Raw genomic sequence first — 18,031 nt, 5'->3', positions numbered from 1 at the left:
CCAGGTCACACGCGTCACCCCCGTCCGCCCGATGTGAGCCACGCGGCACTGCGCGGTCGGCATCAGTCGCCCGAGAGCAGATCGGCGGCGTGTTCACCGATGAGGACCGCCGCCGCCTGCGGCCCGCGCCCGAGCGGCACCGGAACGACCGATAGATCTGCCACCGCCAAGCCGTCGACGCCGTGCACGCGACAGCGCTCGTCCACCACCGCACGCTCGTCGGAGGGCGCCCCCATCCGGCAGGTTCCGGACAGATGTTGCGACGTCGCCAGATGGGCCGTCAGCCATTCATCGGAGACGGTGCCGGGTATCGGCGCGCCGATCGGTGCCGCCGACATCCCCCGCATGATCTCCGCCGACAACCGGACGGCACTACGAAGCCTGTCGCGATCGAGGCGCTGTTCGAGATAGCGCTGGTCGATCAGCGGCGGCTCGAATGGATCGTTCGAGCGCAACCGCAGCTCACCGGCACCGTGCGGACGCATCAATGCGATGGCGAACTGCCGGGCCCCCGCTGTGAAAGCCATCGTGTACGGCCGGATTTCGATATCGCCGAGCTCGAGTACGTATTCGAGCACCACGGTGCGACGATGCGGCGCGGCGTGCCGGTAGTCGATGCCGATCTCCGGATGGTCGGTGCACCACTCGCCGACGGGAGCCGGTTGCACGACCCGGATACCGAGTTCGCGCAGCCGCGCCGGATCACCGATCCCCGACCGCAGCAGCAGCGCCGCCGATTCGATCGCGCCCGCGCACAACACGATCCGATCGGCGGCGATGAACTCCGCGACACCGTCGCGCAGACACTCGACCCCGGTCGCCCTGGTGCCGCGGAAACGAATCCTGGTCACCCGCGTCCCCGCGGTCACGGTGAGATTCGGGCGGGCCAGCGCGGGCAGCAGGTACGCCTGCGCGCTGCCGACGCGTAGCGCCGTCCCATTCGGGCGGTCGATATTGGCGGGTACCCGGCCGAAGCCGATCTCGTCGACGTCGGGCGCGTTCAGGTCGGGAATCTCGGTGAAGCCTGCCGCCGAAGCCGCCGCGACGAACTCTTCGGTGAGCGGGGTGATCGAGGCAGGGCGGCGGACGGGAACCGGCCCGTTGACGCCGTGACCAGCGCGGTCGCCGAAGTCGTTATCGTGTTCGAGTCGGCACAGCGCCGGGAGCACCTCGTCGTAAGTCCAGCCCGCAGCACCGATCTCGCGGCTCCAGGCGGCGAAGTCGGCGGCGGGCGGGCGCACGAAGTAGCAGCCGTTGACCGATCCCGACCCGCCGATCACCCGGCCGCGCACGGTGGTCGCGGTGGCACCCGGGGTCAGCTGTATCGCATAGCGCCAGAGCAGCGCGTCATCGCCGAGCGGTAGTTCGGTGCCATCACGCAGGCCGGGCGGAAACAGTTCGGGCGAGGGCCACATGGGCCCCGCTTCCACCAGCCGCACGTGATGGTCCGGATCGGCGCTGAGGCGGGCGGCGAGCACACAGCCCGCGCTGCCACCGCCGACGATGAGCGTGTCAGCCATGCGAATCCGTCAGCGCCTGCGCTCAGCGCGGCGGTGTGGTGGGTTTGAGCGATTCGATACTGCGTGCCCGCCACGCACCCAGCCAGAGGCCGGTGCCGTAGGCGATATCGTCGACACGGCGGAAGGCGATGTAGCGGAACGGGTCCAGACCGCCTGCGTCGCGGTGGGTGAACCAGTCGGCCAGTCCGTCGGCCAGTGCCATCGTCACCGCGATGCGCCGAATTCGCCGCGACGCCATCATGGCCAGCACGGTGACCGGCCAATAGTGCCTGCACATGGCCGAGGCCAGCCGCCACAGTCCGGCGAAGAATCCGCGCGCCAGATAGATCGCGGCGATCCGGGTGGGGTTGTCCAGTTCGCCGAACACTCGCCGCAACCGGCCGAGCGCCGCCACCAGGGTGAACACACCGCCGAGGAAACCCCAGCGGGTCTGGGTGCCGAACAGCACCGCCGCAAGCATGGTCCACGACGGCACCGACAGCGGTGACACCATGCCCGCGTGCCGGGCGCCCAGCGGCGCGGCGCCGGTGCCGTAGAACATCTTCCGGTTGAACCAGGCGCGGAAGGACACCCGATGATCGTGGGCGACATGGGCGGCCGGCTCGTAGCGCAACCGCCAGCCCGCCCGCTCCAGCCGCCAGCACAGATCGACGTCCTCGGCGACATGCATGGACTCGTCGAAACCGCCCTCGGCCAGCAGTGCCCCGCGCCGCACCAGCAGCGCCGCACTCGGCACATACGAGACCATCCCGCGCGACTGCACCGCCGACTCGCGCCTGCCGAGATCCAGCGAGGACCGGGTGTGCTCGTAGCGGGCCAGCGCATTGGATTCCGGGTCCAGCGCGACGATCCGCGGCGCGACCAGCGCGACCTCCGGATCACTGAAATGCCCGAGCATCACCTCGAGCCAGCCGCTGCGCGGCACCACATCTGAGTCCAGGAACGCCACGAACTCGGTTGTCGCCGCCCGCAATCCGGTATTGCGCGCGGCGGCCGGGCCCAGCGGGCTCTCATGGCGCAGCACGCTGACCCGGCATCGGCCACCACTGTCGGGCGCAACCCGCACCGGCTGGTCGGAGCCGTCGTCGACGACGATCACAGTGTGTCCGCGCAGGGCCGCGAGCAGTCGGACCAGACCATCGGCGTTGTTGTGCAACGGCACGATGACGGTGACGTCCTCGGGCGAAGGCAGCAGGCGGGGCCGCGGATTGGCCACTCCGGAATCGAGCAGCCGCCTGGCAACGACGGCGGACTTCGGGCCGTTGACCTCGAGGTACCCGTCGCCGATCATTTCGGCGGCTTCCGGGGCAAGGCGCAGCAACCTCGCGGGTGATCCTCCGATCAGGATGCGTCCCCCGGAGTATGCGCGTACCCGTGGATCGATCCGCACCCCGAATCCGTCGGGAAGGCGATCATGGCGCATTCCTGGCATGTTAGACGGAGTTCGCTCGGCTGACACCAACAGTCGCGAAACACGCAACCAGTTCCGGAGTATTTCGCGTGGTAGGCCCGGTAGCCGACAGGATCTGCGTTGCTGAAGGATCGCTATGCGAGTCTTCGCTTCGATGGCAACCGAATGGCAATCGCGTACCGCGCGGTCGGTGCGCGAGCCCCGTGAGGCTCGCGCACCGGCTCCGGCTATCCTCGCGCCGCTACCCCAGCGGGCTCTCGTCACAGGCCCGTGAGGGACGTCGCGACGGGACCGTCAGCGTCAGCGGAACGGGCCCGGATTTGCGTCCGCCCGAACGCCGGGGCGCACTCCGTCGCGAATGGTCGACCGACGAACGCGGCACCACTCGGCCTGCGTCGGCGAGTGCCGCTTCACCGTAGCCCTGCACGCATTCCGGGTCCGGCCCGTCGGCGGGCAGGCCGGTGAAGAACTTCGCCGCCATGCAGCCGCCACGGCACGAGTCGTAGTGCGCGCAGGACGAGCACGCACCGCCACCGGTGGGCTCGCGCAGCTCCCGGAACAGCTCGGATTCACTCCACACACTGGCGAAACCGCCGTCGGAGATCACGTTTCCGGCGTGGAAGCGGTCATGGATCGCGAACGGGCAGGCGTAGACGTCGCCTACCGGATCGACCAGACACACCACCCGGCCTGCACCGCACATGTTCAGACCGGGCAGCGCCTCACCGAAGGCCGACAGGTGGAAGAACGAGTCACCGGTGAGCACGCCGTCGCCGTTGCGCAGCAGCCATTCGTAGAGCTCGCGCTGCTGCTCCGGCAACGGATGCAGTTCGTCCCACACATCGGCACCGCGACCGGACGGACGCAGTCGAGTCAAACGCAGGGTGGCGCCGTATCGATCGGCGATCTCGCGGAACTGGTCGAGCTGGGCGATATTGTGCCTGGTCGCCACCACCGACAGCTTGGCGTCCTTGAAGCCCGCCGCGGCAAGGTTTTCCAGTGCGCGGATGGCCATATCGTAGGAACCGGGTCCGCGCACGGCATCATTGACGGCGGCGTCGGCGCCGTCCAGCGAGATCTGTACGTCCACATAGTCACTGGCGGCCAGCCGCGCGGCGACCTCGGGGGTGATCCGAACACCGTTGGTGGAGAACTTCACCCCGACCTGGTGGTCGGTGGCGTAGTCGACCAATTCCCAGAAGTCCGGGCGCACCGTGGGTTCGCCACCGCCGATATTGACGTAGAACACCTGCATGCGCTGGAACTCGTCGATGAGCGCCTTGCACTGCTCGGTGCTCAGCTCGCGCGGATCGCGCCGCCCCGACGAGGACAGGCAGTGCACGCAGGACAGATTGCACGCGTAGGTGAGTTCCCAGGTCAGGCAGATCGGTGCGGCCAGCCCCGATTCGAACCGGTCCACCAGCCGCACCGCCCGATCGTCGCCCGACGCGGCGGGCGCGAACGGGGCCGGCGCGGCCGCGGCAGCGAGCGGCGCCGATTCGGGCGCGCCGACGATCATGTCCGAATCGGCCAGCTGCGCCAGTGCTTTCACATAGGGCGCGGCTGCGGACTCGTCGATACCGGCGGCCCGCATGGCCGAACGCACCGATGGCTGCGCGGGCAGTGACCGCACGATCTCGACGATCCGCGGGTTCTTCAGAAACGACAGCTTCCGCGTGCCGAAGTGATACAGCAACGCGCCGAAGGGTTCCGGCCGCAGGGCAACGCGCGGATGCAGCTGCCAGCGAGTGTCGAGATCGAGCATGTCAGACGCTCCTCTCAGGTCAGTAGACGCCGCACATACCGTCGATGGACACCTCTTCGATGAGCGATTCCTCCACCAGCGGTGTGTCCTCGGCCGAGCGCTGCGCGACCGCCGCGATCGGGCCGCGGTTGTCGGTGTCGGCGGATCCGTTGAATCCCTGGTCCGGCATGGCTACCTCCACTCCAGTTGGCACTGTGGTCGCGGCCACAGGTGTAGCCGCGCTCACACACCATAACGTCATGAACTGACAAAAAGAAGCCGTTTCGACCGAGGAATCGGCGGTACCGACACCGACCCCTCTAAACTTTCCGGTGGCAAGCAGCTGAACAGGACGTGACGGGCCGAACGCGCCCGCGGTGGTAGAGGTGGCATGGGAGTCGGGCGAACGCAGGCAAGCGGGGGCGGTAATACTCTCTCGGAATCAGAGATCGTCGAGGCCGCATTGCGGGTGGTCCGCGCTGACGGCGTGGACAAGCTATCGATGCGGCGACTATCCCGCGAGCTGGGCGTTTCCCCGATGGCCCCGTACTACTACGTGGCCGACAAACGGGAACTGCTCGACCTGGTGGCCACCGCCGCATTGGCCGGTGTGCGCAAACCCCCGCCGGAGTCGGGCCCGTGGCAGCAGCGCCTGCGTGAACTCATCGGCCAGATCGATGAGAAACTACGCAAGCACCCGGGCCTCGGCGATGTGCTGATCGAACAGATGCTGGGCAAACAGCTCGATGTGATCGCCGCGGTGATGGAGATCCTGTTCGATGCGGGATTCAGCGATCGCAATGTGCTGGCCGCCTATGCGACCATCCACACATTCCTGTTCGGTCGCAGCCGGGTGAACCCGCGTGACCGGTCGGTGCTGACCGACGTCACACTGCCCGACGCGGTGGCCCGAGCCACCAAATACATGCCTGACCTGCGCGGCAAGTATTCGTACGACTTCGGGGTGAGCGTGCTGATCGCCGGGCTGGAAGCCCAGCTTGTCGAGCAGCCCGACGCCGACGTACGATAAAACTGCAACACGTTCTAGTTTTGCCGTCCCGGGGCACCGGATCGGCCGCGCCACGTTCGAGAGGACGACATGACCACCGTCGAAGTTCCACACGGCTCACGATCGGTCGTGCTGCGGGTAGCCGCGGTCATCGCCGAGACCGCCGATACCTCCTCGCTGGTCTTCGACGTACCCGGTGAACTCCGCGAACGCTTCGAATACCAGCCCGGCCAGTTCCTCACCCTGCGCATCCCCAGCGACCAGACCGGTTCGGTGGCACGCTGCTACTCGCTGGCCAGTTCGCCCTACACCGACGACCTACCCAAGGTCACCGTCAAGCGCACCGAAGGCGGATACGGCTCCAACTGGCTCTGCGACAACATCGTGGCCGGTTCGGAAATCGAGGTGCTGCCGCCGTCGGGGGTGTTCACGCCGAAGGATCTCGACGAGGATCTGTTGCTGTTCGGCGCGGGCAGCGGCATCACGCCGGTGATGTCGATCCTGAAGTCGGCCCTGGCCCGCGGCACCGGCAAGATCGTGCTCGTCTACGCCAACCGCGACCCGCAGTCGGTCATCTTCGCCGCAGAACTGCGCGAACTCGCCGATAAGGATCCGCAGCGGCTCACCGTCATCCATTGGCTGGAACCGTTGCAGGGCCTACCCACCGCCGACGCGCTCGCCGGCCTGGTCCGCCCATACACCAGCTACCGTGCGTTCATGTGCGGCCCGCGCCCGTTCATGGACCTCGTGCACGACGCACTGGCCCAGCTCGACGTCCCCCGCAACCGCACCCACGCCGAAGTCTTCAACTCCCTCGCAGGCGACCCGTTCGCCGACCAGGCACCGGTGGAGATCAGCGACGAAGAAGCCGCCGACGCCGCAACCGTCGAGGTGGAACTCGACGGCGAGGTGCACAACTTGAGCTGGCCCCGCAAGCAGACCCTCGTCGACATCATGCTGTCCAAGGGACTCGACGTCCCCTACTCCTGCCAGGAAGGCGAATGCGGCTCCTGCGCATGCACCGTCCTCGAAGGCAAGGTCGAAATGGAGAACGCCGAAATCCTCGACCCGGAGGACATCGAGAACGGTTATATCCTCGGCTGCCAGGCGCGGCCGGTCACCGATCATTTGAAGATCCAGTTCTGAGGGCTCAACGCATCGCGCGGTAGCGGACCCGGCTCTCCGGGTCCAAGTGCTCGGTGGCGTAACTCAGTGCGGTCCGGCCCATCTCGGCCGCGTGCCGATCGAGGAAGTCGGTCAGCTGTTGCCGGTCGATGCGTTTGCCGACCTCGCGCAACATCCAGCCCAGCGCCTTCTGGATCAGGTCGTGCCGGTCGGCGAGCAGCCGCTCGGCCAGGGCGAATGTGGTCGAGGCGTCGCCTGCCTTGATGAACGCGAAGGTGGACAGCAGCGCGACTCGCCGCTCCCACAGCGAATCCGAATCGGCGAGTTCGACGAGCAGATCACGTGACTTGTCCAGTAGCCATGGGCCGACGATCCGCTCTGCGGAGACGTCTACGAGGTCCCAATTGTTCACCCGGCCGCGCCGCACCGCGTCCAGGTAGAACCGCACCATCTCCGCGCGGGCGGCGTCGTCGAAGGTGCGCGGCTTCGATGCCTTCTCGAACCGGGCATTGAGGATGATCAGTGCCGCCAAGCGTTCCTCGTGCACAGGGCTGTCCAGCAGCGCGTCGATCTCGGTGAGTGGCAGGGCCGCAAAGCGTTTGGCGACCGAACGGGTGGCCGGAACCCGCACGCCCACGAAGACGTCCCCTTCGCCGTACTCGCCGGGTCCGGTCTTGAAGAACCGTTGCAGGTGCACCGCGTCGGCGGGATCGGCGAGTTCGGCCAGCGCGGCCCGCACCTGTTCGGCGGATCCGGTGTTGTCGGTCATCGAGCCTGCCTTTCGATCGATCGCAGGGTCCGAGCGTCAGTCCGTCGCGCCGAGTGCCCGTCCGGGTTCGAAAGCGGCGGCAGCAGCAGGCAGTTCACCCGGGCGGCCGCTGTTGAACACCTGCACCGTGCCGTTGCCGGTGCTCGCCCTGCCGAGTCCGTCCATACGCCGGATAGTCTGCGCGGCAACGGCTTGGGCGCTGTCGAACAGCCGCACGCCGTCTGGCAACGCGGCCACGATGTTGTCCACCACCAGCGGATAGTGGGTGCAGCCGAGCACCACACCCTCCACATCGTCGGGAGTCTGCTCGGCCGCCGCCGCAATCGCCGCACGCACAGCTACCAGATCACCGGCGTCGATGGCGTCGGCCAGACCGTGACAGGCCACGCCAGTGACCGTGGCCTCGCCGCCGAACCGGGCGATGAGATCGGCCTGATAGCGGCTCGCGGTGGTCGCCGCGGTGGCCCAGACCGCGACCGACCGGCAGGCCGCCGCGGCCGGTTTGATCGCGGGCACGGTGCCGATCACCGGAATGCCGGGCCCGACATCGGCGCGGACGTGTTCGAGGGCGGTGACGCTGGCGGTATTGCACGGCAGCACGATGACCTCCGCGCCCATCGTCAGCGAGGCGCGTGCGGTGTCGACCACCCGCTCGACCACCCACTGCTCCGGTTTCGGCCCCCACGGCGCACCATCGGGATCCAGTTGCAGCACCAAATCCACGTCCGGGCGCAGCTTGCGTAGCCAAGCCGCGGTCGGCAGCGAGCCGAGACCGGAATCGATGAGCGCGACGATCACACCGACAAAGGTATTAGCTCGCGCCGAGCAACTCCGCCACCGGGGCACCCGCCGCGATCTTCGCCCTGGTCTTCATCACCTGCGCGGTCATCCCGGCGCCGACCACACCGGTGAGAATGCCGTCCTGGATGTAGTAGGCGAGGAACTTGCGGCCGTCGTCGGAGACGATGCGCACCTCGTCGGTGGCGCCAGGCGTGCCGAGGGCCTGGATCTTCACGTCGTACTGGTCGCTCCAGAAGTAGGGCACCCGCGCCGCCGTGGGCGGTTCGGCACCCAGCAGGGCACAGGCCAGCAGTTTTGCCTGCTCACCGGCATTGGTCCAATGCTCGACCCGCTTACGGGCCCCGGTGTCGTGCAGCCAAGCCGCGACGTCGCCGACGGCCCACACACCGGCTGCCGAGGTACGGCCGACCTCGTCGGCGAGGACGCCGCCACCGGCAGCTGGTTCGGCCAGTTCGATACCGGATTCGGCGAGCCATTCGGTGACCGGCCGCGAGCCGACCCCGATGACCACCAGATCGGCCGCTACCTCGGATCCGTCGGTGAGCAGCACGCCGCGCACCTTGCCCCCGTCATCGGCGAGCAGCGAATCGACTCCGGTGCCGCAGCGCAGATCCACGCCTTCGTCGCGGTGCATCCGCGCGACCAGCGCACCGATCTGCTCGCCGAGCACCGAAGCCAGCGGCGTCGGCTGCGGTTCCACCAGCACCACCTCGACACCGGAGGCCCGGAAGCTGGCGGCCAGCTCACAGCCGATGAATCCGGCCCCGATAACCAGCGCGACCTTTGCGCCGCCCAGTTCCGAGCGCAGTGCCGCGGCATCGGCGTGATTGCGCAGCACGTGGACACCACCGAGGTCGGGGAGGCCGGGCAGCCTGCGCGGGCGCAGCCCGGTCGCGATGATCAGCTCGCTGTAGTCCAGAGCGGAACCGTCGGCCAGGCGTAGGCGGCGTGCCTCGGCGTCGACGCCGACGGCCTCCTGGTTCAGCCGCAGATCGATCTTCTTCTCGGTGAAGAACTCCGCAGGACGCAAGGTGGTGTCGTCGGTCTCGCCGCGAACGAACTGCTTGGACAGCGGTGGGCGGTCGTACGGCGGACGGGATTCGTCGCCGAGCAGGATCAGCTCGCCCTCGTATCCCGCGCGGCGCAACTCCTCCGCGGTGCGCAAGCCGGCCAGGCCGGCCCCCACGATCACGATCGGCGCAGCAGACATGCCGGCATCCCTTCCTTCGGGCCGTTGTGTCGGTCGGCCACCACTGACTGTGAAGACAGTCCACCCTAACGTCCGCTTGGTTGGTGCTGTAGTGGGGACCGTCACCTTTACCGTGCCATCGATTGCCGCGCAATCGTGGCCGTTCCTATATCGACCGGGCGGTCAATCAGGTCTATACCGAGGTCAGGACAGATTTTCGGGTCTGCCCACCCCGCAAAATGCAAGGAGGCATACATGTTCACCGAAAGCCGTGCGCAAGACTTTCTGGCCGTAGTGCTGGGCGTCTTCGCCGCACTCTCACCGCTCTGGGTGGAGACGAATGATCGGGCCATGTGGTCGTTGATCGTGCTGGGTGCGCTCATCGCACTGACCGGTCTGGCACAGATGTACCGTCCCGAGATGGCCTCCGCCGACTATGCGATGGGCCTGCTCGGCGTGCTGATGTTCTTGTCCCCGTGGGTCATGGACTTCAGCGGCTTCAGTGGCGCATCCTGGACCGCATGGGTGGTCGGGATAGTGACCGTGGTGGTCGCGGTGGCAGCGCTGCCGGCGGTGTCGGGCCGGCTGCACGATATGGCTCCACATCACTGACGACCATGACCAGACCCCGTCGTGCCGGGCGTCGCCGCAGTGCGAAAACCGACGGCGACGCCCGTCAACTCATCCTGGACGCGGCTGAAAAGCTTTTCGCGGCACAGGGGTTCGACGGCACCCCGACGGCGGCGATCGCCGCGATCGCCGACGTGCCCAAGGGTCTGGTCTTCTACTATTTCCCCACCAAGAATTCGATCCTGTCGGCCCTGATGGCCGAACGGGTGCCGCCACAACCCATCGAGGACATCGACACCGTGGTCGCACCGGGTGATCCGGCGGCCAGCCTCGTCAATCTCGATGCGGCACTGAACCTTCGCGACCACCATTCCTCGGTGCTCCGGGTCATCATGTGGCGCGAGGCCGACACCCACCCCGACGTCCGACGCCAGCTACGGCAGCTACGCGATCAACTCCTCGACGTCACCGCCCGCGTCCTGCAGGCCAGCACCCCAACCCCGATCCGCCCCGGCACCCTGCGCGCCTGCGCCGCCGCCTGGGTCTCGGCCATGTTCGCCATCGCCAGCACCGACCGCCTGCACGCCCTCGACGGCGTCCCACTGCCGACGACCGACGAGATCCTCAATGTGGCTCAGGTGGTGGCGGCGGGCATGACGCAGCTCGGTTGACGACGCTGTTCGGGCGTTATGACCGCGGCTACCCGGCGGGCGCGGCCAAGTGCGAAATCAGGCCGCTTACCGGATCTCGCCGTAGAGCCTCGGCCCAGATTTCGATATCGGGGGCCGACAGCAATCCGATATCGCAGACATGCACGGCATCATGGCCATCCTCGGCCAACACACGTGCCACAGCGGGAGGCAGTTGCGCATCGACGACAAATCTCAAGATGCGGTCCGCAGGATGGGGTGGTCTGCTTCGGCGGCCGCGAATGCGAGGCAGGCTCGGATATCTTCCAGCTCCAGGTAGGGATAGTCTTCGAGAATCGAATCCTCGGTCTCCCCTGCTGCCAGCAGTTCGAGTACGTCGCTCACTCGAATGCGCATACCGCGAATGCAGGGTCGCCCCCCGCACTGATTCGGATCGAACGTAATCCTCGACACCGAACCAGCATAGCGGCGGCGGGCGGCCACAGCCTTACACCTGCGGATTCTCCGGACACCCCGCTCAGCCTGCGCGATCGCGACGCCATGTCGTGGTAGCAATAACTGCCATGCAGGTTATCCAGCGTTTGATAACCGGCGCGCTCCTCGGCGCCTCTGCGGTTCTCTTGGTCGGGACGGTTCCAGCCCCGGCGTTACCCCGCTATCCCGTGGCCGACCCCGACCCCTTCTATTCGCAGCCCGATGATCTCGCGGCGCACCAGCCCGGTGATGTGCTGGCGGTGCGGCGGTTGCCGCCGCTGCTGACCTTCCCCGGCACCACGCTGACGCTGGTGAAGTTCCGCTCCACCAATTCGCGCGGCCTGCCCATCGCGGCCACCACCACCGTGCTGACGCCGCCCGGGTCTCGCCCCGGTGGGCCGCTGCTGTCGTATCAGCACATCATCAACGGGCTCGGACCGTCCTGCGCGGTATCGCGGGTCCTCTACACCGCCGACCCGAATCTGCAGGTCCGCGAGGCCGTCGCGCTCAATCTGCTGCTACTTCGCGGCTGGAGCATTGCCCTGCCGGACCACCTCGGGCCGACCTTCGCCTACGGCGCGGCCCGGCTCGGTGGGCAGATCACCCTCGACGGAATCCGTGCGGCGCAGCGCGTTCCGGAACTCGCACTCGAGCACAGCCCGGTCGCCATGGCCGGCTACTCCGGCGGCGGCATGGCCACGGCGTGGGCGGCCGCGCTGGCGCCGAGCTACGCGCCGGATCTGCGGTTGGCCGGCGCCGCGGCCGGTGGAGTCCCGGTGAATCTGGTGCGGATGCTGGAAGGGCTGCAGTTCAACCCGCATCCAGGATTCGGTCTGGTGATGGCGGCAGCGATCGGGCTCGAACGCGAATATCCCGAGCGCTTCCCGATCAGCGATAACCTCAACGCGACCGGATTGGCGGCGCGCGATCAGATGGCCAACGGCTGCACCAACGAAATCATCGCCACCGGCGCCGGGCGCAGTGTCCGCGACTACGCCAGCAATACCTCGCTCATGCACGATGACGACGCCAGGGCGGTGCTCGAGGAGAACAGCCTGGAACTGTTCGATCAAGAACCGAATATCCCCATCTACGAATGGCATTCGCCCCACGACCCGCTCATACCGATCGACTCCATCGTCGCCACCAATCGCCGCTACTGCGATGCGGGCGTGCCGGTGCTGGCCGAAGGGCTCCCGACGCCGGAGCATCTTTCGGCCGCGGTACTCGGGCTGCCGGGCGCGATCGCATGGCTGGACGCCCGGTTCCGTGGTGAACCGGCGCCGAGTAACTGCTGACCGCTCCGTACCTGGGTTCGCCGGAAGCCGTTCCTACACAAGGTTCGAGCATCAGGCCCGGCCCGTCTACGCCGCCGTAACGCGGGCGCCAGCGCGCAGAATGACGGCCCCCTCGGGTAAGAATGACCTCATGGATGCCGATTACAACGGTCTCGGAGATGGACTTCGTGCCCGCCAGGAGGGTTTTCACCGCACCGAACGGGAGCCCGTCGAACCAGCCGTCGCCATGGCGGCCGGACTGACCGGTGCGGACACCACCACCACTACCAACGGGGCACTGCCCACCCGCACGGCGGCCCAGCCCGCCTCGTTCGACTGGTCGCCGACACAGCTGCCGCCCATGCCGGAGCCACGCCAAGCCGTCCCGCCATCGGAACCCGAACCGGCCCAGGGCATCGGACTGACCAGCATCGACGCCGCGGCGAGCGCGCCGGCCACCTCGTCTATCGCGGTCCCCTCCACTGTCGCAAAGACCGAAACTCCAGCCCCTGCCCCGAAGCAGGAACCCGAGGCCCCGGGGTCCAACCCGACACCGGCACCACGCTCCGCCATCCCGTCCCGACGCGCAGCCCGCGCTGCCGCCGAAGCATCGGCTGAACCATCCGCCGAACCACCACTGCCACTACCGACCGCCGACGGCGGCGTCGACCTACACCGAATCATGCGACTACTGCTCGCCAGCGACGAACTCAACGCCCTCGCCGCCAAAGCCGAAGCGGGCAACCTTTCCAACGAGGAGGTCATCCGGACCGCCCGCCGCACCCGCGCCGCCGCCGTGGAGGTCGTCTCGGCCTGGTACGGCGGTTCCACCCAGATGGTGCAGTTCGCACAGGCACTGTTACAGGCCGCCGGCGAATCGGACTGAAACGTCCCTTGGCCGGGCCGGCCGGCCGCAAAGAAACTCGAATACGAAACGGCGCCGCTCCAGCTGGAGCGGCGCCGTTTCGCGCAGTCGGACCACATTCGAGCTGGGCGTATTCCGACAACGGCCGCACCAACGGCGATACTTGGGACGAAGCATGGGGCCCGCAATAGAGAGAGGACTGCATGAACGTCGATGTACGCGATCTGAGGGATCACCTAGACCGTCACCTCGCCGCGGTGCGATCCGGTACACCTCTTATGGTTACCGACCACGGTCGACCAATCGCTCGGATCGTCCCCGTAGACCAGCAGACGCCACGGAAAGCAGGCCGCGTCTCGGCGGCCCGCACTCTGAAAGGGCCTGCACCAGAACCGATCCAAGGAATTGGTATCGCTAGCGACCTCATCGACGACCAGCGGCTCTGATCGGAAACCAATCGGCGCGTGGAAGTCCTTGGCCATCGCGACTTTCGACAACAACGCGCCTGACGAGTAGTCCGGTACGCCACGCGAAAAACAAAACGGCGCCGCTCCTTTCGGAGCGGCGCCGTTCGGCGTTACGTCAGAAGATCAGGCAACGATCTTGGTGACGCGACCGGCGCCGACGGTGCGGCCACCTTCGCGGATCGCGAAGCGCAGGCCCTCGTCCATGGCGACCGGCTGGATCAGCTTGACGGACATCTCGGTGTTGTCACCGGGCATGACCATCTCGGTGCCCTCGGGCAGGGTCACAACGCCCGTCACGTCAGTTGTACGGAAGTAGAACTGCGGACGGTAGTTGTTGAAGAACGGGGTGTGGCGGCCACCCTCGTCCTTCGACAGGATGTAGGCCTGACCCTCGAACTCGGTGTGCGGGGTGGTGGTGCCCGGCTTCACGACGACCTGGCCGCGCTCCACGTCCTCACGCTTCAGACCACGAACCAGCAGACCGACGTTGTCGCCCGCCTGGCCCTGGTCCAGCAGCTTGCGGAACATCTCGACACCGGTGACGGTGGTCTTGGTGGTCTTCTCCCGGATGCCGACGATCTCGACTTCCTCGTTCACGTTGATCACGCCACGCTCGACGCGACCGGTGACCACGGTGCCACGACCGGTGATGGTGAAGACGTCCTCGATCGGCATCAGGAACGGCTTGTCGGTCTCACGGACCGGGTCCGGGATGGACTCGTCGACAGCGTTCATGAGCTCCAGGATCGACTCCGACCACTTCGCGTCGCCCTCGAGCGCCTTCAGGCCCGAAACGCGCACGACGGGGGCGTCCTCGTCGAACTCCTGCGAGGCCAGCAGCTCGCGGACCTCCATCTCGACGAGCTCGAGGATTTCCTCGTCGTCGACCATGTCCGACTTGTTCAGCGCGACCAGGATGTAGGGCACGCCGACCTGACGGGCGAGCAGCACGTGCTCACGGGTCTGCGGCATCGGGCCGTCGGTGGCGGCGACCACGAGGATGGCACCGTCCATCTGCGCCGCACCGGTGATCATGTTCTTGATGTAGTCGGCGTGACCCGGGGCGTCGACGTGCGCGTAGTGGCGCTTCTCGGTCTGGTACTCGACGTGGGAGATGTTGATCGTGATACCACGAGCCTTCTCCTCCGGCGCCTTGTCGATCTGATCGAAAGCGAAGCTCTCGTTCAGGTCCGGGTACTTCTCCGCCAGCACCTTGGTGATCGCTGCGGTCAGCGTGGTCTTGCCGTGGTCGACGTGACCGATGGTGCCGATGTTGACGTGCGGCTTCGTCCGCTCGAACTTCGCCTTCGCCACTGTGGGGCCCTCCTGGACTTGTTGGTGCGTGCAGTTGCAGCAGTGCGGTTTTTACTTACTTGGGTCGTACAGACGCCCGGCTGATGGGGCAGAGCTCGCGCCCTGCCCCGTCGTACTACTCGCCGGTCGCCTTGGCGATGATCTCCTTCGACACGTTGGCCGGAACCTCCGCGTACGAATCGAACACCATGGAGTAGTTCGCCCGGCCCTGGGTCCTAGACCGCAGGTCACCGATGTAGCCGAACATCTCCGAGAGCGGAACCAGCGCCTTGACGACACGGGCACCACTGCGTTCCTCCATGGCCTGGATCTGGCCACGGCGGGAGTTCAGATCGCCGATCACATCGCCCATGTAATCCTCGGGCGTGATGACCTCGACCGCCATGAGCGGTTCGAGGATCACCGGACCGGCCTTACGGGCCGCTTCCTTCAGGGCCTGCGAGCCGGCGATCTTGAACGCCATCTCCGAGGAGTCGACGTCATGGTACGCGCCGTCGAGCAGGGTCACCTTCAGGTTGACCAGCGGGTAACCGGCGAGCACACCGTACTGCATGGCGTCCTGCGCACCGGCGTCGACCGATGGGATGTACTCGCGCGGCACGCGGCCACCGGTGACCTTGTTCTCGAACTCGTAGGTCGCACCGTCTTCGCCGACGAACGGCTCGACCGCGATGATGACCTTCGCGAACTGGCCGGAACCACCGGTCTGCTTCTTGTGCGTGAACTCGAGCTTCTCGACCTTCTTGGTGATGGTCTCGCGGTAGGCTACCTGCGGCTTACCGACGTTCGCCTCGACCTTGAACTCGCGCTTCATCCGGTCGACCAGGATGTCGAGGTGCAGCTCGCCCATGCCGCCGATGACGGTCTGGCCGGTCTCCTGATCCAGCTTCACCGAGAAGGTGGGGTCCTCTTCGGACAGCTTCTGGATCGCGGTGCCCAGCTTTTCCTGGTCGGACTTGGTCTTGGGCTCGATGGAGACCTCGATGACCGGGTCCGGGAAGGTCATGGACTCGAGCACGATCTGGTTGTTCGGATCGCACAGGGTGTCGCCGGTGGTGGTGTCCTTGAGGCCGATCACCGCGTAGATGTGGCCCGCGGAGACCTGGGGAACCGGGTTCTCCTTGTTGGAGTGCATCTGGAACAGCTTGCCCAGACGCTCCTTCTTGCCCTTGGTCGCGTTGATGACCTGGGCGCCGGAGTCGACCTTGCCCGAGTACACCCGGATGTAGGTCAGCTTGCCGAAGAAGGGGTGCACCGCGATCTTGAACGCCAGCGCGGCGAAGGGCTCGTCGGCACTCGGCTTGCGAGTGATGAGCTCTTCTTCCTTGCTGGGGATGTGACCCTGCACGGACTCGACATCCAGCGGCGAGGGCAGGTAGTCCACGACGGCGTCGAGCATGGGCTGCACGCCCTTGTTCTTGAACGCCGAACCGCACAGCACCGGGTAGAGCTCGGAGTTGACGGTCATCTTGCGGATGGCGCCCTTGATCTCATCGATCGAGAGCTCTTCGCCACCGAAGAACTTCTCCAGCAGCGCCTCGTCCGACTCGGCGACGGTCTCGAGCAGCTCCTGGCGGTACTGCTCGGCCTTCTCCTGGAGGTCCGCGGGGATTTCCTGGACCTCGTACTTCTCACCGAGCTTGGTCTCGCCGGTCCACACCTTGGCGTTCATCTCGACCAGGTCGACGATGCCCTCGAAGGTGTCCTCCGCGCCGATCGGCAGCTGGATGACCAACGGCTTGGCGCCGAGGCGGTCCTTGATGGTCTGCACGGTGAAGTAGAAGTCCGCACCGAGCTTGTCCATCTTGTTGACGAAGCAGATGCGCGGCACGTCGTACTTGTCGGCCTGACGCCACACCTGCTCGGACTGCGGCTCGACGCCTTCCTTGCCGTCGAAGACGGCGACGGCGCCGTCGAGCACGCGCAGCGAACGCTCCACCTCGACGGTGAAGTCCACGTGGCCCGGGGTGTCGATGATGTTGATCTGGTTCTGGTTCCAGAAACACGTCACCGCCGCGGAGGTGATGGTGATGCCGCGTTCCTGTTCCTGTTCCATCCAGTCGGTGGTCGAGGCACCGTCGTGGGTCTCACCGATCTTGTAGTTCACACCGGTGTAGAACAGGATTCGTTCTGTTGTCGTCGTCTTGCCCGCATCGATGTGGGCCATGATGCCGATGTTGCGGACCTTGTTCAGGTCGGTGAGCACGTCCTGTGCCACGGAAATCTTCCCCGCTCTGCTCTGTTAGCGATCAGCTAGTTGGGATTCTCGGGGACGACCGGCGAGGTCGTCACTATGTCAACGCCGGAAGCGGCACCGAAGTGCCGCCCCCGGCCGTGATGATTGCCGACCCCACCAGCGATGGGCCGGGCAGTCGTCACCAGCGGTAGTGCGCGAAGGCCCGGTTGGATTCGGCCATCTTGTGGGTGTCCTCGCGACGCTTCACCGAGGCGCCGAGGCCGTTGCTGGCATCGAGCAGCTCGTTGGCCAGACGCTCGACCATGGTCTTCTCACGACGAGCGCGCGAGTAGTTGACCAGCCAGCGCAGCGCGAGGGTGTTGGAGCGACCCGGGCGAACCTCGACCGGCACCTGGTAGGTGGCGCCACCGACACGACGGGGCTTCACCTCGAGGGCGGGCTTGACGTTGTCGAGGGCGCGCTTGAGGGTGACGACCGGATCGGTGCCGGTCTTCTCGCGCGCCTGCTCGAGCGCACCGTAGACGATGCGCTCTGCGGTCGACTTCTTGCCGTCGAGCAGGATCTTGTTGACCAGCTGAGTGACCAGCGGCGACCCGTAGACCGGGTCGTTGATCAGCGGACGCTTGGGAGCGGGGCCCTTGCGTGGCAT

The 18,031-nt window shown here is 66.6% G+C and carries 19 protein-coding genes; 7 read left to right on the top strand and 12 right to left on the bottom strand.

Going from position 1 to position 18,031, the window contains the following annotated elements; translation table 11 throughout:
* Window positions 1-62: 62 nt before the first annotated feature.
* From mftG to mftA, 4 genes are all read right to left on the bottom strand, one after another.
* The gene (mftG, locus tag ACFXNW_RS26790; RefSeq protein ID WP_379420548.1) at window positions 63-1,520 is read right to left on the bottom strand and encodes a mycofactocin system GMC family oxidoreductase MftG; all 1,458 of its coding nucleotides are present in this window, start codon (window positions 1,518-1,520) and stop codon (window positions 63-65) included.
* A gap of 22 nt (window positions 1,521-1,542) precedes the next feature.
* Window positions 1,543-2,943 (bottom strand): mycofactocin biosynthesis glycosyltransferase MftF, encoded by a 1,401-nt coding sequence (gene mftF, locus ACFXNW_RS26785; protein WP_379420547.1) that lies wholly within the window; start codon window positions 2,941-2,943, stop codon window positions 1,543-1,545.
* 229 nt (window positions 2,944-3,172) lie between these two features.
* Entirely contained in the window at window positions 3,173-4,696 is a 1,524-nt protein-coding gene (gene mftC / locus ACFXNW_RS26780; protein ID WP_379420546.1) for a mycofactocin radical SAM maturase, read from the bottom strand.
* 19 nt (window positions 4,697-4,715) lie between these two features.
* Window positions 4,716-4,814, bottom strand: coding sequence for a mycofactocin precursor MftA (mftA, locus tag ACFXNW_RS26775; RefSeq protein ID WP_197731646.1), 99 nt, complete (start codon window positions 4,812-4,814; stop codon window positions 4,716-4,718).
* A 252-nt stretch (window positions 4,815-5,066) separates the two neighbouring features.
* Here mftA and mftR2 point away from each other — a divergent pair, with 252 nt between their 5' ends.
* Together mftR2 and ACFXNW_RS26765 are read left to right on the top strand one after the other, a co-directional pair.
* Window positions 5,067-5,705 carry a mycofactocin system transcriptional regulator MftR2 gene (gene mftR2 / locus ACFXNW_RS26770; protein WP_379420545.1) on the top strand — a complete coding sequence of 213 codons (639 nt, stop codon included), beginning with the start codon at window positions 5,067-5,069 and terminating at the stop codon, window positions 5,703-5,705.
* 69 nt (window positions 5,706-5,774) lie between these two features.
* Window positions 5,775-6,830, top strand: coding sequence for a 2Fe-2S iron-sulfur cluster-binding protein (locus tag ACFXNW_RS26765; protein ID WP_379420544.1), 1,056 nt, complete (start codon window positions 5,775-5,777; stop codon window positions 6,828-6,830).
* A gap of 4 nt (window positions 6,831-6,834) precedes the next feature.
* Here the strand turns inward: ACFXNW_RS26765 and ACFXNW_RS26760 are convergent, their stop codons facing one another.
* The 3 genes from ACFXNW_RS26760 to ACFXNW_RS26750 are packed head-to-tail and all read right to left on the bottom strand — an operon-like array spanning window position 6,835 to window position 9,589.
* Complete coding sequence (locus ACFXNW_RS26760) at window positions 6,835-7,578, bottom strand: DNA alkylation repair protein (RefSeq protein WP_379420543.1); 744 nt, start codon at window positions 7,576-7,578, stop codon at window positions 6,835-6,837.
* A gap of 36 nt (window positions 7,579-7,614) precedes the next feature.
* Entirely contained in the window at window positions 7,615-8,376 is a 762-nt protein-coding gene (locus tag ACFXNW_RS26755) for a glutamate racemase (RefSeq protein ID WP_379420542.1), read from the bottom strand.
* 13 nt (window positions 8,377-8,389) lie between these two features.
* Window positions 8,390-9,589: an NAD(P)/FAD-dependent oxidoreductase gene (locus ACFXNW_RS26750; protein WP_379420541.1), complete on the bottom strand. Its 1,200-nt coding sequence runs from the start codon at window positions 9,587-9,589 to the stop codon at window positions 8,390-8,392.
* Window positions 9,590-9,823: 234 nt separating this feature from the next.
* Here ACFXNW_RS26750 and ACFXNW_RS26745 point away from each other — a divergent pair, with 234 nt between their 5' ends.
* The gene (locus ACFXNW_RS26745) at window positions 9,824-10,180 is read left to right on the top strand and encodes an SPW repeat protein (RefSeq protein ID WP_379420540.1); all 357 of its coding nucleotides are present in this window, start codon (window positions 9,824-9,826) and stop codon (window positions 10,178-10,180) included.
* A gap of 5 nt (window positions 10,181-10,185) precedes the next feature.
* Complete coding sequence (locus ACFXNW_RS26740; RefSeq protein ID WP_379420539.1) at window positions 10,186-10,809, top strand: TetR/AcrR family transcriptional regulator; 624 nt, start codon at window positions 10,186-10,188, stop codon at window positions 10,807-10,809.
* A gap of 28 nt (window positions 10,810-10,837) precedes the next feature.
* Here ACFXNW_RS26740 and ACFXNW_RS26735 read toward each other — a convergent pair whose 3' ends face one another.
* Both ACFXNW_RS26735 and ACFXNW_RS26730 read right to left on the bottom strand, forming a co-directional pair.
* Window positions 10,838-11,026 (bottom strand): DUF5615 family PIN-like protein, encoded by a 189-nt coding sequence (locus tag ACFXNW_RS26735; protein ID WP_379420538.1) that lies wholly within the window; start codon window positions 11,024-11,026, stop codon window positions 10,838-10,840.
* Window positions 11,023-11,241 (bottom strand): DUF433 domain-containing protein, encoded by a 219-nt coding sequence (locus ACFXNW_RS26730; RefSeq protein WP_379420537.1) that lies wholly within the window; start codon window positions 11,239-11,241, stop codon window positions 11,023-11,025. The genes ACFXNW_RS26735 and ACFXNW_RS26730 overlap by 4 nt, the downstream gene beginning before the upstream one ends.
* 110 nt (window positions 11,242-11,351) lie before the next feature.
* Here ACFXNW_RS26730 and ACFXNW_RS26725 point away from each other — a divergent pair, with 110 nt between their 5' ends.
* The 3 genes from ACFXNW_RS26725 (at window position 11,352) to ACFXNW_RS26715 (ending at window position 13,850) form a co-directional block, all read left to right on the top strand.
* Window positions 11,352-12,560: a lipase family protein gene (locus ACFXNW_RS26725; protein ID WP_379420536.1), complete on the top strand. Its 1,209-nt coding sequence runs from the start codon at window positions 11,352-11,354 to the stop codon at window positions 12,558-12,560.
* A 130-nt stretch (window positions 12,561-12,690) separates the two neighbouring features.
* Window positions 12,691-13,425: a hypothetical protein gene (locus ACFXNW_RS26720; RefSeq protein WP_379420535.1), complete on the top strand. Its 735-nt coding sequence runs from the start codon at window positions 12,691-12,693 to the stop codon at window positions 13,423-13,425.
* A 182-nt stretch (window positions 13,426-13,607) separates the two neighbouring features.
* Window positions 13,608-13,850, top strand: coding sequence for a type II toxin-antitoxin system Phd/YefM family antitoxin (locus ACFXNW_RS26715; RefSeq protein ID WP_379420534.1), 243 nt, complete (start codon window positions 13,608-13,610; stop codon window positions 13,848-13,850).
* Window positions 13,851-13,994: 144 nt separating this feature from the next.
* Here ACFXNW_RS26715 and tuf read toward each other — a convergent pair whose 3' ends face one another.
* The 3 genes from tuf to rpsG form a co-directional block, all read right to left on the bottom strand.
* Entirely contained in the window at window positions 13,995-15,185 is a 1,191-nt protein-coding gene (tuf, locus tag ACFXNW_RS26710; protein WP_163825574.1) for an elongation factor Tu, read from the bottom strand.
* Between the two features lie 115 nt (window positions 15,186-15,300).
* A complete protein-coding gene (fusA, locus tag ACFXNW_RS26705; RefSeq protein WP_379420533.1) occupies window positions 15,301-17,403 on the bottom strand; it encodes an elongation factor G in 2,103 nt (700 codons plus the stop codon).
* 157 nt (window positions 17,404-17,560) lie between these two features.
* On the bottom strand, window positions 17,561-18,031 hold the full coding sequence (gene rpsG, locus ACFXNW_RS26700) for a 30S ribosomal protein S7 (protein WP_040739280.1): 471 nt from the start codon (window positions 18,029-18,031) through the stop codon (window positions 17,561-17,563).

Source organism: Nocardia sp. NPDC059180 (assembly GCF_042754945.1).
In the GTDB taxonomy this organism is placed as follows: domain Bacteria; phylum Actinomycetota; class Actinomycetes; order Mycobacteriales; family Mycobacteriaceae; genus Nocardia.
Note: the sequence above shows the minus strand (reverse complement) of the source record. Positions and strands in the feature narration are given on the sequence as shown.